The 14,455-nt window shown below is 41.1% G+C and carries 7 protein-coding genes; 2 read left to right on the top strand and 5 right to left on the bottom strand.

Going from position 1 to position 14,455, the window contains the following annotated elements:
• Positions 1 to 77 precede the first annotated feature (77 nt).
• Positions 78 to 4,130 (bottom strand): two-component regulator propeller domain-containing protein, encoded by a 4,053-nt coding sequence (locus ACLCDV_RS06025; RefSeq protein ID WP_411973141.1) that lies wholly within the window; start codon positions 4,128 to 4,130, stop codon positions 78 to 80.
• Between the two features lie 546 nt (positions 4,131 to 4,676).
• Here ACLCDV_RS06025 and ACLCDV_RS06020 point away from each other — a divergent pair.
• Positions 4,677 to 5,018, top strand: a complete 342-nt coding sequence (locus ACLCDV_RS06020; RefSeq protein WP_333576463.1) for a hypothetical protein — start codon at positions 4,677 to 4,679, stop codon at positions 5,016 to 5,018.
• 539 nt (positions 5,019 to 5,557) lie between these two features.
• Positions 5,558 to 6,376, top strand: a complete 819-nt coding sequence (locus ACLCDV_RS06015) for a hypothetical protein (RefSeq protein WP_112373557.1) — start codon at positions 5,558 to 5,560, stop codon at positions 6,374 to 6,376.
• Between the two features lie 215 nt (positions 6,377 to 6,591).
• Here ACLCDV_RS06015 and ACLCDV_RS06010 read toward each other — a convergent pair whose 3' ends face one another.
• The 4 genes from ACLCDV_RS06010 to ACLCDV_RS05995 all read right to left on the bottom strand — a co-directional run bounded on the left by ACLCDV_RS06010 (position 6,592) and on the right by ACLCDV_RS05995 (position 14,191).
• Positions 6,592 to 8,157 (bottom strand): DUF4832 domain-containing protein, encoded by a 1,566-nt coding sequence (locus tag ACLCDV_RS06010; RefSeq protein WP_317668073.1) that lies wholly within the window; start codon positions 8,155 to 8,157, stop codon positions 6,592 to 6,594.
• Between the two features lie 44 nt (positions 8,158 to 8,201).
• Entirely contained in the window at positions 8,202 to 9,416 is a 1,215-nt protein-coding gene (locus tag ACLCDV_RS06005; RefSeq protein ID WP_411973140.1) for a SusE domain-containing protein, read from the bottom strand.
• A 121-nt stretch (positions 9,417 to 9,537) separates the two neighbouring features.
• Complete coding sequence (locus ACLCDV_RS06000; protein WP_411973139.1) at positions 9,538 to 11,178, bottom strand: RagB/SusD family nutrient uptake outer membrane protein; 1,641 nt, start codon at positions 11,176 to 11,178, stop codon at positions 9,538 to 9,540.
• Positions 11,179 to 11,194: 16 nt separating this feature from the next.
• The gene (locus ACLCDV_RS05995; RefSeq protein ID WP_411973138.1) at positions 11,195 to 14,191 is read right to left on the bottom strand and encodes a SusC/RagA family TonB-linked outer membrane protein; all 2,997 of its coding nucleotides are present in this window, start codon (positions 14,189 to 14,191) and stop codon (positions 11,195 to 11,197) included.
• Positions 14,192 to 14,455 lie beyond the last annotated feature (264 nt).

Genomic DNA, 14,455 nt, shown 5'->3' with positions numbered 1-14,455 from the left:
AAAAAGAGAAGAAAAACAGCAGTATGTTAAATAGCTACCGTTCTTCTTCTCTTTTGCATTTTAAGTGCCTCAGGTGATTAACCGATACTAGTAGGTAAGCTTCCCAGATGGCTGTAGCGCTTGCGGTATTCTGAGGGCGAACAACCAAAAATTTTGGAAAAATGCTGCCTAAAATGTTTGATATCTTTGAAACCAACTTGATAAGCGGTTTCATTAATGTTAGTCTTGTTTTCTATAAGTAATTGCGCAGCCCGACGCATCCGAATAGATCGGATAAATTCGTTGGCAGATTTGCCTGAGATAGATTTTATCCGCCTATACATATTGGAATGACTCATCCCGAGCTCTTCGGCAAGCATCTTTACCGTAAAATTTTCATTCAACAAGTGCTTTTCAACCACGGCTATTGCCCGTTGCAAAAAATCTTTAAAAGCTGCCGGAACTTTATGGTCTTTGGACTGCAAGGTAATTTCACTATAAAAATAGGTATGTAATCTATTTTTATTTTCAATTAGACTTTCTACACGTGCCACGAGTAGCTCCCTGTCAAAAGGTTTGACGATATAGTCATCTGCACCAACTTCTATGCCTTTTAATTTGACATCAAAAGACGCACTTGCTGTTAACAAGATAATAGGTATATGACTTAGCTTTATGCTACTCTTCATCTGTTTGCAGAGATCAATGCCAGAAGTTCCGCTCATCATTACATCACTAATGACAATACTTGGGTCTAATTTTTCTAAAATGGCTGATGCCGTTTCAGCACTATTTGCTTTGACAACCTGATATTTGTCGGAAAAAATACGAGCAATATAATTTAGCATATCTTCACTGTCGTCGACGATCAATATTTTCTCCTGCAAATCATTTTCATACAATTCATCAAGTGCCTGGCTTTTCACGGGATAAGTTGAAGCTGAAGGTTCGGGCTGCTCTCCTGCTACGGCACTACGATATCCAGTCGCTGTTTGTTGTAATTCGACGCGGCCCACAACAGCTGATGAACTGGCCTGGGTAATCGGTAATGTAATTGAAAAAGTTGCTCCAGCATGCGGATTCGCAAAATATTCCAATCTACCTTGATGTAGACTAATGAATTTTTTTACAAAAAACAGTCCGATTCCAAAACCATCAGCACTGTGATTAAATAAACTAAAATTGCGTTTAAAAGGTTTAAAGATTTCTTCCGTTAGCTGAGTTGGATAGCCCTGTCCCGAATCAATGATATCACACCTTAGTTCCTGGTTTATACGACTCACTTTAATACAGACAGATCCGCCATTTTTCGTATATTTAAGTGCATTTTGAAGTAGATTGATAAAACAAATCTCCAATTTTTCATAATCTGCATTTAAGATTAGTCTTTCAATATCAGTCTCAAGTGCGTAACTGATATTTCGAGAATTGGCCAATTGCCTAAAAGAATCAAACGTCTCCCGCAAAACCTGTATGATATCAAATACTGTATAAGCAAGCTCATCAAAATTTCCATCGGATTTTCTAAACAAAAGAAGTTTATCTGCAAGATTTAACAATCGCTTGGAATGATTGTAAACAGACAGCAGTTCCTCTGACTCGCCCATATTTTTTTTTGATTTGTTGACAATGTCTTTGATGGGATTTACAATGAGTGTCAGTGGTGTCCTAATTTCATGGACGATATGGGTAAAAAATGTCAGCTTATCTTCGATTAACTCGTGCTCTTTTTCCCGTTCAAATTCGGCCGTCTTTAATTTAAAAAGCAATAGATCCTTATTCTCCCGATACCTATTGTAAAGATAGATGACCGCAACAAGCAGCAAAAGATACCCGATATATGCCCATATACTTCGATACCAAGGGGGTAAAACTTCCACGTCAATAACACGTTCTGCTTGATTCCATTGGCCATTTGCGTTACTCGATCGGATATGCAATTTATACTTGCCTTCCCTGAGATTCGAATAATAAGCAGTCCGCTGTTTATTGACGTAATTCCAATCTTTGTCCCAACCTTCTAAATAATAGGCGTAGTCGATCCTATCCGAAAAACTATAATCCAATGCTGCAAAAGAAAAGGATAAAATGGCCTTATCATATGGTATTTTTAAGCTTTGAACAGCGTTCAAAGAGATTTGCTTATACGCTTCACTTTGCCCATATGGCACATTACCAATGCTCAATTGGGTCAATTTTAATGCGGGAAACCTGGTCTTAAAAAATATATCCTGCGGTCTGAATAAATTGAACCCACGGATACCACCAAAAATCAACAGATCGTCCCGTAATTTAATGGCAGCGTTGTAATTAAATTGATTGCTCTGGAGACCGTCTGACTGATAGAAGTTTTGAAATGTTTTTTTTTGTACATCCATTTTGGAGAGTCCATCAAGTGAGGACATCCACATATTACCCTGTGCATCCTGTAAGCCATTCAACAACGTATTGCTAACAAGGCCATCCCTTTCGGTATAGCGTCTATAGTTCATCGAGCTTAGATTCAGATGTAAAAGTCCACCACCCTCTGTGCCAAGCCAAAGAAAACCGCTTTCTGTTTGTTGGATAAAACGAATTGGGCTTCCAATGTGATAGCTATTGTATTTCATCGTACGCAAGTCTAGTCGGAATAAGGCACTCCACGATCCCATCCACAAAACAGTATCCTTGTCTTCAAAAAAAGTTAACACATCGTTTATCGGCAAATTGAGGTGTTTAAACTGATCTGCGATGGTATCCAAGTAATAGACATTTCCACTGGCGAGTGTTGAAGCCCAAAGCGTACCCCTACTGTCTTTAAATAAACGCCATACAGCATTATTGACATATTGAGAATTAGGATAATAGCAGGTATAATGTTTTACCTGCCCAGTTTTGGGACTTAATTTGACGATTCCCATATCATAACTTCCAATCCACAACTGGTCATTTTGATGTTGGATTAATGAGGTTATAAAAGCGGGTTTAACATCCTTATGCGCTGAATAGGGATAATGGACCAAGCTACCTTTTGATATACTCCATTTGTATAATCCATCCCCATCAGTTCCGATCCATATATGATTTTGATCGGCTTGCTCGAACGATAAAATAAAGTCGGCAGTATTTACCTGTTGGCTATTGGGATTAATTTTAAATGTATGGAACCTTCTTTTTGCAGGATCCACAATATTAACCCCACCTCTCAATGTACCGATCCATAGCCGGTCGTCCGCATCTTCCAGTACGGCAAAAACAGATCGACTGGTTAACTGCTGTTGGTCAAATCCGATATCATGCTCAAACGTTCGCGTCATGCTATTAAATTTCTGTATGCCGCTGCCGTCTGTACATATCCATAGCTTTTTGTCCTTTCCAAAATAAAGGTTAACGACCGCTTTTCTATAGGTATCGTAATTATAGTTCGTAAAAGTGCCTGTTTTTATATGATAACAGATAATTTTTTGGTTGCTGGCAAACCAAATATCTCCTGTAGGTGCTACAGCCATCGTTGTCGACTGGAAATCAACTGTTTTTACGATTGAAAAAAGGTGTTTTTTGCTATCGTAATAAGCCAAACCAACATGGTCTATGAATGCCCATACTCCCGCATCCACTGCTTTGCAAATTGCAGAAACGCGATAATAGGGCAGCTGTTGGCCAGCGTAGTGTAAGGGTATCTTTTGGGCGACACTTCCCGTTTTTGTTTCTTCAATTTTAAACAGTCCTTCAGATCCACCATGTACAAACAATTGGCCGAGAATATCTTTCTCTATCTGATGAATCGGAAAATTTAGGGGCCTATTTCCTTTAGGTGAGGTCACCAAAACTTGCTCACACTGTGTGCGATTGGGATCTATCACTGCTAGTCCACCTTTGGTCGCAACATATAACTGTGCCGAAGGACTTTCGGCGACAGCTGTCACCCGGTTGTCAGGCAGTGTATTTTTAGACAGTGGATCGTTTTTAAAAACTTTAAATTCGTACCCATCGTAACGGTTCAAGCCATTTGATGTTCCAAACCACATAAATCCTTCCCCATCCTGAAAGATCGCAGTAACAAAATCATTGGAAAGCCCTTTATCAAGGCCTAAATAGACGATAGACGACTGACACCATACGACATGAATAGGCCAAAATAATCCCAAAAGAATCAAGTAGAGATTTTTCATAAATAGTTTATAACTGTGTTTGTGACACTTAAATTACGAAAAGCCTCTTGATCAACAAACTGAAATGCAATATTTATTATCCAACGAAAGTATCCTTCCCGTGATTATTGCAGTTATTTGCTTTAGAAGTGTTATTACTACATTTCAGGGAGCATTAACCGAAGAGAATTTAATATCATAAATAGGTAAGCCAAAAGGAAAAAAAGTGTACATCAAACCGTTTACTCCATGGAGACTACAAATGTATTTTCGGCGTATTATATAAAAATTATTTTATGCGGCAGAACTATGAGCTCTAAAATAACAGAATAGAAAAATTCGGCAAATGGATGGAACGACGAGGGGAAATCAGCGATCCATTGATTGCTATAGGCTGACAGCTGGTGTAAGTAAACTAAATATCAACCAAGTAAGCGCGAATATTAGTTCAACTCTAACGAATACGAATCGCTGAGCCCAGTCAAATTTCTTGTGATTATTTTAGTATTAGAGAATTAAAACATGTCCAAAAGGCATGCATTATTTAACAAATAAAACTTAAAAACAATGAAAAAGTTATTGATGAGTTTGGTAGCCGTAGCTGCGCTATCGACAGCGGCTTTTGCAGGAACTGACACAAAAGTATCCAAAGAAAATGCAGAAGTAAAAACAAGTACTTCGGCAGTAGCCGAAAACACCAACAAAGTGGAAGTTGCCGAATCAACAAAAGAAAGCAATGCAAAGTTTCTAAGAAAGTGTGTTTACACGCTAACAGTCTACAATAGTAGTGGCGAAGTGATTGATACCTTCACTTCGCAAACCTATGTTGAAAATTCCTGTTCAGGCTTCTTCGACAACTGCAGAACGATTTACAGACATATGCTTGCCCATGGTGAATTGGGAATATAGTCTGCAAATTATATTTCATTCGAATTATAATTACAAAAATTTTAGTGGGGCTTAGGCCCCGCTTTGCATAATACCTAAATCATTTCCTACAAATTCAAAAGTTGCCCCGCATGAATATTGTTAAAGGTTCCAGCCAATTACATTGTTTTATTTTGCTTCATTGAGGACCAAAACGACTTCAAATCGGCTGTTGTTCTTACTATACACAATGGCTGCAAGCTACCTTTCTTTTATAAAGAAAGGATCAACATAAAAATTGGCGCCGTACAGTGAAAATCCAATAGTCTTTAAAAACATCGGATGATGAAACAAAAAAGAGGAAACGATAAGAAACATAAAAATTACTATGCAGATAAACACTAAAACAAAGGGTTTGGTTGAACATCAGGCCCTTTTGACGTAAAAAAGCAACCAAGACTTAAGCCAGGATGACTAAAGCTCGAAGAACAGCGAAAACGAGCGTTAAAAATAATACCGTACTAAGCAATAAAAATACTATTGCCATTGATTAACTTTAGTGAATATTAACAAATTCAAAAATGAATTACTATTTTACATTATTATTTTTAGTTGCTTTGCAGTACGTTAACGCACAGGAATCCTTTGTCTTTAAATACCTTCCTCAACCACAATTAAAGTACGAGACAACGGGTATATATCAAACCAAAGCAGCAGGCAAATTGGAGGGACTATTCCCCTTTACAATGAATCTGGAAGGAAATAATAAGGTCCAATCGACCACCTCTACAGGCGCAGAAGTCAAGCAGATAATTCCCTATAAGACAGAAATACTTTTTGTAGAGACTAGCATGAAATTTAACGAGCAAATAACTCCATTAAAGGCTCCGCTAAGTGGCTCTACGATATATGGCTATTACGATGAAAATGGCAAAACAAAGATTGATTCGATCGTAAACAACACGCTAGATTCCCTGGAAAAACAACATTTAAAAACCGAAATGGAACAGAATCAGTTTGAAGATAAAACGCCAAATAAACCAATGAAAGTTGGTGATTCAGTTGAAAAAACAGAAACAGTGGCATTTCCAGTCTTAGGAGCAGATCAACAGGAATTTTTGGTAAAAACCAAATACACCCTACAAAAAATTGAAAATGGGACTGGCTATTTAGATGCTACGCAAACATTTCAATTAAAAAGTCCAAATGAGCAGATCGAAGTCCTACCCAACAGCAATGGTTCAGGAAAAGTCGAATTTAATATCAAACACACTTACGTAAGCAAAAAAGTAACAAGCGCTAATCTGTACCTCAAAGTCAAACAGGATGGATATGTCATGTCCTGTATAATTTCGTCAAATAACTCTGATATCACAACCGCCTCTTCACTGATACGATAGCCGGTCTAAATCATCTCGCAAACTAGATCAAAGTTTAATCGCTATTGTTTTTGTCAGCATTTAAAATTGGATCATAAAACTAAAAGATGACGAAAAGGATCATAAAAATTACTGTGCTAGTTAACGCAAAAACAAAGGGCCTGATCAATTATCAGGCCCTTTTGACATAAAAAACATCCGATGATTTCGCTTTTGATCGAGAGTCATCAAGAAATTTATTGTACTTGTACTTTCAATAGTTTTAACCATCCAGAATCAGTTATATCGCCATTTACGGCAAGCCTTATTCCCGGCTGATTTTCATTTGTTGTATCTACGATGGCAACGGCCCAGGTATAGTTTCCGGCAGGTACATCAACATTAGCTTTCAACTCGTATGCGACTGGATTATTCTTAAGCCAGGTGGAGGGCTCTCCTTTGTCATCAACAAATACTTTTTTCACTCTGTTTTCTTCATCCAGGAGTGCAAAAGCTACTTTATATTTATAATTCCACTGGGGAATATTGTTCGGAAAATATCCCCAGCCCATGTTCCGCCAGCGGTGGTTAATTGTCGTTTCTGTCCCCGAATTGACTTTCTCCGGTAAATAAACACGATCGGGATATAAACGATAGCCACCTTCAGAAATAAAACGCTGGCATAAGGTAAAAGATTTGGTGAACCAGCTTTCAATTTCACCGATACGGAAATCCATCATGTTTACAGCAGCTTCCAAGGAGCTGTCAAATTCGCCCTGCCGAACATCTTCGGGATGGTTTTGCCTATATTTACCGCTTGGATCAGTCCAGTAACGATGTGTACCAGTCGTAATCCAACCACCTTCCATAATAATCGGACGTTTAAAATTCCAGACCTTGGCAAAATTCTTCTCCCAGCTTTGATAATAATCGGTCATTCCAAAGGCATCCTGACGCAGGCTGTACCCTTTGTTGATCATCTTATTCAACAGCTTCTCTGAATTAGGATTGGGAGCTCCATTGCCCGCTGGGTCGCCAACTACGCGATGATAATTGATCAGCAAGGGCACTTTTGTAAAGTTTTTCGAATACACGTCCGAAATCCAATCAACGACTTCTTCTTTGATCACCTCAATGTTTTGGCCGGATGGATTATTAGGATCTTCGTAAATGACACTATGCCCTTCACCCCACAAGCCTAGTCCGTAGGCATCGACAAAGGAGGTTTTATTTAAATCATTAAAATCCTTCGCCAACTCTTCGATCAGCTTGCTATAATATTTCCTAAAAACAGGATCTTGCAGCACAGGTGTTTTTCTATCCGGAAAAGAAGCATTGGCAACATAATACTTGGCGCCTGCATCGAACACAAACTGCGGCGTATTTGCCCCTTGATCGCGGCCATCGACCACGATACGAAAGGCGATTGGCAATCCTTTATCTTGTGCCCCTTTGATCATTTTATAGATTGCCGTGCTGGGATCCCTCCAGGCATATACGCCATCTACAGGATTAAAAGTCCGCCAGCTGGTACGGATATAACAGGCAGATGCATAGTCAATTGCTTTGACCGTTTTACCTAAGTCAGGTACATAGAATTGGGTGTCCCAATAGGAAGGAGTCCCCGAAGCTGAAGCATACATAACCCAGCCGTTTAAAGGGTTACGAAACATGGAACTGCGGTTGTAGCTGGGTTTCACCAAGGTACCAGATAGTGCACTTTCACTATCGGCACCATCTTTCTTACATGAAACTGCTAGAAAGCAAAGCATAACAGCAATTGCTTTGAGGCAGGCTTTTTTATAGTTTGTATTGTTTTTCACTTTCAGAAATGTTAAAGTTAATTTATGCGCTTTTATACGACGGCTTACCGTTTTAACGCCAGAATTGTCATGTTCCTTAAATCAAAAATCAGCACATTGGTCGTCGCCGGAATGGTGAAATAAGAATTGCGGTTGGCGCCGACGGTACCGCCGCCCAATTCTGCTACTTTTCCTAAGGTAAGCGTCAGGGTCTGAGCCACACCTGCAGTTGTAGGCGGAGCACTAAAAGCATAAGCCAGATTTTTGTTATTACTGTTATCTCCGGTTACGATAAACTTCGTGGTCCCGACTTTACCGCCGGTATAGACTAAAACCTGCGGATCCGCCAAACTTACCTGACAATCCATCTTCACCGGAGTTCCCCAGCCATTAATGCTTCCGTGCATCCATAAATCGGTTACGGTAGTCGTATAAAGCTGGTCTCCTGTCCATGTCACGATTTTAGGAGCAAGTGCTTTCGCTGGCGAATAAATGGTTGCGGTCGCTTTTTGCATATTAACCACAACGCGATACTCGCCCGCAGTTGCTATTTTCCAGGAGAACACATTTTCTCTCATTTTAATGCCAACGGCATTTCCATCGTTTAGCTCACCGCTTCCATCGGCGGTTACGACATAATTGGTTTCACCGTTAAATTCGACCGGGATTTCGAGTTCACCAGGCTGTAAATTCAATACATAAGCATACTGATCCAGATTTTCCAATGTTTTTGGCATCTCCACCTTGCTCCCGCCAACGGCACTTCCGCTTAAAAACACTCTATCGGCATCAAAAACAACCGTTTTGATGGGGTTTACTGTAATTCTTACGGTCCGTACTTCGGGTGCCTCAAAAGTAGCGCCCCCCTCCCATTGTGCAACGACTCTAAATTCCAGTGTAAAGCTCTTATTTGCGGGTATGCCCCACTTTTCATTTGCCCAATTTTGTAATTGCTCAGAGGTAAAGCTTCTACTAAATACGTTATCGTCTTCATAGTTGAATATCGCTGTACCAGTACCAAAATTGTTTCCCACCACATCCAGCATCGTACTGTAGCTGACCAAATGATCATCTGATTGTACCCTAGCCGGCTTCCAGTTAAATGTGACAATATCTTTGGTCAAATTGATCTCGTCCAGCGTAATGTTTTCCGACGAAGGCTGAAGCTCCATCGTTTCATTGACTTTGGGTATATCCTGAATTTCCTGTTTGCAGGATAACTGGCAAAGCACCATGCATAAGAGAAATAAGGTTTTGTATAAATAATTGATAATTTTCATTGATTTATATTTTTGCTAATATTTTGGATAGAATCATACGTTTGACTCGCACAACTACTTTTTTCATCAGGTGGAAAGCTGCCGAAAATACGATCAGGATTCGGACAGCCTCCCATAAACATTAATTATAACCCGGATTCTGCGGGAACGGTGCACCTGTATTGGCATCCCTGATTACCTGTGGAATAGGCCACAGGATATTGTTGTCCGTGATTTTATCCTTTATCGCATTATTATATTTTTTGACCCGCTCCACCAAAGTATTGGTACGCACGAGGGTAAACCTTCTGCTTTCTTCACCAACTAATTCGCGGATACGCTCATCGAGCAGGAAATCCATATTCATCTGAGCGCCCGTAATTTCGGACGCTCCTGCCCTTTTCCGCACCTCATTGACGGCTTGGGCAGCTTTATCCGGCATATTTTGTCCCAGATAGGCTTCCGCAAGCAACAGATAAGTTTCGGCTAAACGGAATTTCATACGGTCTTTATAACTACCGGTCAAACTTAAATTTTCGGTACGCCCGTAAAAGAATTTTGTAATCGCCGGAAATAAGCTTTTTGTCGTAAACCAGGTCTGCTCGGTAATATTAGCTTTTTTGCCATATAGTGAAGCCTCGTTCGCATTGTTGTAATACCAGTTGCGTTTAATGTTATATCCTGAATTACGGATATCATTTACTTCGAAAATACCAGCGACATTGCCTGTAGCATTGGTACCTGTGGTACCTACCCACCACTTCATAGGCACTAATTGGGCAATACCACGACCACCCAATGTGTCGGCCAAAACAAATCCCGTAATCGTCGAATAGTTCGGTATCCAAGCCCTACGGGTCCAGTCATCCGAATTGGTACCGCCGCCAATGGTATTAAACTGGAACTGCAATACCCAGATACTTTCTTTATTGCCACTTTTTCTATTTTGGTTATTTTCCAGAAATAAATCGCTAAATACATCGCCCGGTTTGCTGCCATTTACGCCGTATCTGTTTTTCATCAGGTTATAATAACCACTATTGATGACCGCCAATGCTGCCTTTTCTGCTTCGGCATGATTGCCCTGCAACAGGTAGATTTCGCTCAGCAAATGACTTGCGGCCCATTTGGTCAACTTCCCTTCTTTGACGTCGTCCGGATTTGTAGGCAGGTTATCCACCGCAAACTTCAGGTCGTCTACCATGTGGCCGATGACTTCGGCCTTTGGTGTACGGGTAAAATTAAGCTGAAAATCATACAGAATAGTTTCCACATAGGGTACATCGCCATAGAGATAAACCAGAGTACGGTAAGCATAAGCCCGAAAAAAACGGGCTTCGGCCTGGAAGCGTGCTTTATCTTCCGGCGTGTCCCAATTGGTGTTTTTTTCGGAATAAACCAACATGAGGTTTGCCGATGAAATAAGATTATAAGCCCAGTTCCAGTAGGTTCCTACAAAACGCTCGGAGGCAGTCAATGTCAGATTGGCAAAAGCAGTCAATGAGCCATCGCTATTAATGGCATCGGCAATATCCGTAGATACCTGTAAGGCTTCGTATGGGCAGGCACCATTATGGATGAAGGCGCCCCCTTCGCCATAAGTATTGTATTCTGAACGTGTGAGTGCATACAAACCAGCACTCCCCACCTCGAAACCGTAGGTGCTGGTATAGGTATTTGAGGGGGCCAGCTCAGTTTTCAGTTCTTCCTCCAGAAACTTCTTACAGCCTCCTAAGGTAAACAATACGATAAGTCCCAAACTTGTTGTGATAATATTTTTCATTTTCATGTCCATTCGATTAGAAGTTTACATTTAAGCCAAACATGTACGAACGTGCCGTCGGATAGGAGGCCATCCAGGTGTTGTCGTAATTGAGTACCTCTCTGATATTAGAAATAGTATTCAGATTGTTCACGCTAGCGTTTATATCAATACCATTTACACCTACCTTTTTAGCAATTTTGTGTGGTAATTTATAGCCAAAAGTGATGTTCTTCACCTGCACGTAGCTCACCTTTTTATAGTACCCGTGCCCTAATGGATTGAGATAACCGGGTGAAACAATCGTCGCATTGGGATTCTCCGGTGTCCAATAATTGGCATCGTGTACATAGTTGGTAATCCCGAAAGTCCAGGCCCCAAGATTGGCCATATGATCATCGCGCCATACATCAAAAACCCCGGTAACCAACGCAGATGCATAAAAATTTTTGTAAGAAAACCGATTGGCTAAAGATGCTGTATAGCGTGGATTTTTAGATCCGATGACCACCCTGTCACTCGCTTCTATCTTGCCGTTATCATCGCGGTCGTACAGCTTGGCAGCTCCGGGTGCTGCCCCATCCACAGTAATGGTTTCCCCATTTTGCCATACACCGATCATTTTATAATCGTAGAATACTCGTAATGGCTTACCAATAAACCAGTTGTTGGCAATATCATCGATACCGTCCCCTCTCAACTCGACAATTTTGTCTCGGTTTAAGGAAAACACAGCGGTCGTATTCCATTGAAAATTTTCTCCTTTCACGTTCGTCGAGTTTAAGGTGACTTCAATACCTTTATTTTGGGTGGCGCCGATATTGTCCCAAATCCGGTTATACCCGTTCATGATAGGTACAGTGCGGGTCATCAGTAAATCTTTCGTTTTAGAGAGATAGGCATCGATAGTTCCTCCCAATCTGTTATTAAATAACTGAAAGTCCAGCCCCAGGTTGGTCGAATAGGTGGTTTCCCATTTCAGATTAGGGTTCCCCACACCATCACCGGCCAAATAGGCTGTCGTAACGGCAGTACCATCATCGCCCCAGATATATTTTACATTGGAGTATAAGCGGTCTAACGTGCGGTATGGTGTAATCGCCTGGTTACCGTTGGCACCATAAGAAAGGCGGATTTTCAGCATATCCAGCCATGTTACATGATCTTTTAAGAAGCTTTCCTCCCCGATTTGCCACGCCGCCGCTGCGACAGGAAAAAATGCGTATTTATTGTTGACACCAAATACAGACGCTCCATCTGTACGTCCTGTCAGGGTCAATAGATACTTGCCTTTGTAGGCATAATTTATTCTGCCCATGTATGACAGCATCGCAGATTCCGATAAGGAAGCGCTGTTGGAAACAAGACGGCTGGCCGAACCGATCATAAAGTATTCGGTATCGTCGGTTACAAAACCTGCACCGCTCTGGGCTGTTGACCAGCTTTTCGTTTTTTGCATACTGAATAAACCCGTCACATCAAAACGATGATCGCCGATCTGCCGCTCGTATTTGAGCAGGTTCTCCCAGGTATAATCGTTATAATTGGAATTGTTAATGGAAGCACTACCTCCGGCCTGCGTACCCTGATCCCTGCCTTCAAAAGTATTGCGCCCGTAATAGGTTCCGGTAAATCCGTTCCGATAATTATAACCAAAATTTGATCGTAAGGAAAGACCCTCTACCGGCAGCAAAATATTGGCATAGCCAGAAAGAAAGAAGTTGTTATTATACCTATCCTGAATCGCATTGACGTTACGCATCGGATTGACAATCAATGAATACTCCATGGGCTCGGGCACATACTTCCCCGATTCGTCTTTATAGCTCCCATAAGGACTTTGTTTTATGGCATGTTCCAAATTTGGCGTAATACCACCGTCGCTTTTCCGGGTATATTGCAGGCCAACACCCGTGGTTAACCATTTATTAAAAGTCTGATCCACATTTGTGGTAATATTTAAACGGGACAACTTAGAATTGTATACCACACCCTCTTGGTCCAAAGCTGCAAGGGCAGCCATATATTTTGTATTCTCTGTACCACCGGAAATGCTCAGCTGATGATCCATGGTCATGGCTTTTCGAAAGACGTAATCCTGCCAATTGTTCGTAATACCTTTCGCATAATTACCGCGCTCTGTTACGCTAATAATATCCCCGGCGATAGGATCTAATAGAGCTCCAGTATAGCCCTGCCTAATTCGGGCAATATCTTGTTGAAAGCGGATATACTCATTTGGTCCCATAACATTGATGCGTTGCATAGGCTCGGCCATACCGATCAAACCTTTATAGTTTACCTGAGCTCTACCCAGCGCCCCCCTTTTGGTTTGTATCAGAATAACCCCATTGGCCGCACGCGAGCCGTAGATGGCCGAAGCTGAAGCATCTTTTAAGATCGAAAGGTTTTCGACGTTGTTGGGATCGATATCTGCCAGGGATCCGCTGTAGGGAATACCATCCAAAATAATCAATGGACTATTGTTGGCCGATATCGAATTTTCACCCCGTATCAACAGGGTCTGTGATGCTCCCGGCGCAGCCTCGCCGGTCGTAATAGAGAAACCGGCAACCTGTCCCACCAAGCGATCCATCAGGTTTGAGGTAGATACCATGCTTAACTGCTCTTTTCCAACCACGGCCAAACCTCCCGTTAAATCTTTCTTCTTGGCTGTACCATACCCTACAACCACAACCTGATCCAGTACATTATTTCCTGACATCTTCACATTGATGATTCCTGATGGATTGACTTTTAATTCCTGGTTATTGAAACCGATGTAGGTAAAAAGTAGCGTAGCCGTGCGTGGCGCCAGAATGGTATAACGGCCATTTGCATCTGTCTGAACACCGGTTTTCGCCCCTTTAATCATGACTGAAACACCCTTAAGTCCTTCTCCTGCATCATTGGTGACCTGACCTTTGACATTTAGTTGATCTGTTGCTTGCGAATAAGCATAATTAGTCGCCACTACCGATAGGGTAGCACTCATTATCCAGCTCCTGAGCCAGATATGTATCTTTTGTATCATTGATTTATAATGGTTAGTTTAAAATTTACTTGCGTTCTTTACTTTCCCTTTCTCGTAAAGAATATGAGTTTAAAATAGGTCTGCTTCAATAGGCTTGGATTTTAATTTAAATTTTGTGATACATAATATCTCATTGCTGCAAATGCATGCGCAATGCCGAGGGCAAGACTTCGTTTTCGTTCTTATTGACGAAACCTAAAATTCCGTTGCGCCTTGCTATCGATTTTTGTAAAGTTCGGATTACCCTGCGTGAGCCTAATCACC

The organism is Sphingobacterium sp. Lzh-3 (assembly GCF_046764375.1).
Lineage (GTDB): Bacteria > Bacteroidota > Bacteroidia > Sphingobacteriales > Sphingobacteriaceae > Sphingobacterium.
The sequence above is the reverse complement of the archived record's forward strand: the minus strand, read 5'-3'. Positions and strand labels throughout refer to the sequence as shown.

Coding starts and splice junctions, on each gene's coding strand:
- ACLCDV_RS05995 (WP_411973138.1), bottom strand. CDS start 14,191: ATGATACAAAAGATACATATCTGGCTCAGGAGCTGGATAATGAGTGCT.
- ACLCDV_RS06000 (WP_411973139.1), bottom strand. CDS start 11,178: ATGAAAAATATTATCACAACAAGTTTGGGACTTATCGTATTGTTTACC.
- ACLCDV_RS06005 (WP_411973140.1), bottom strand. CDS start 9,416: ATGAAAATTATCAATTATTTATACAAAACCTTATTTCTCTTATGCATG.
- ACLCDV_RS06025 (WP_411973141.1), bottom strand. CDS start 4,130: ATGAAAAATCTCTACTTGATTCTTTTGGGATTATTTTGGCCTATTCAT.
- ACLCDV_RS06020 (WP_333576463.1), top strand. CDS start 4,677: ATGAAAAAGTTATTGATGAGTTTGGTAGCCGTAGCTGCGCTATCGACA.
- ACLCDV_RS06015 (WP_112373557.1), top strand. CDS start 5,558: ATGAATTACTATTTTACATTATTATTTTTAGTTGCTTTGCAGTACGTT.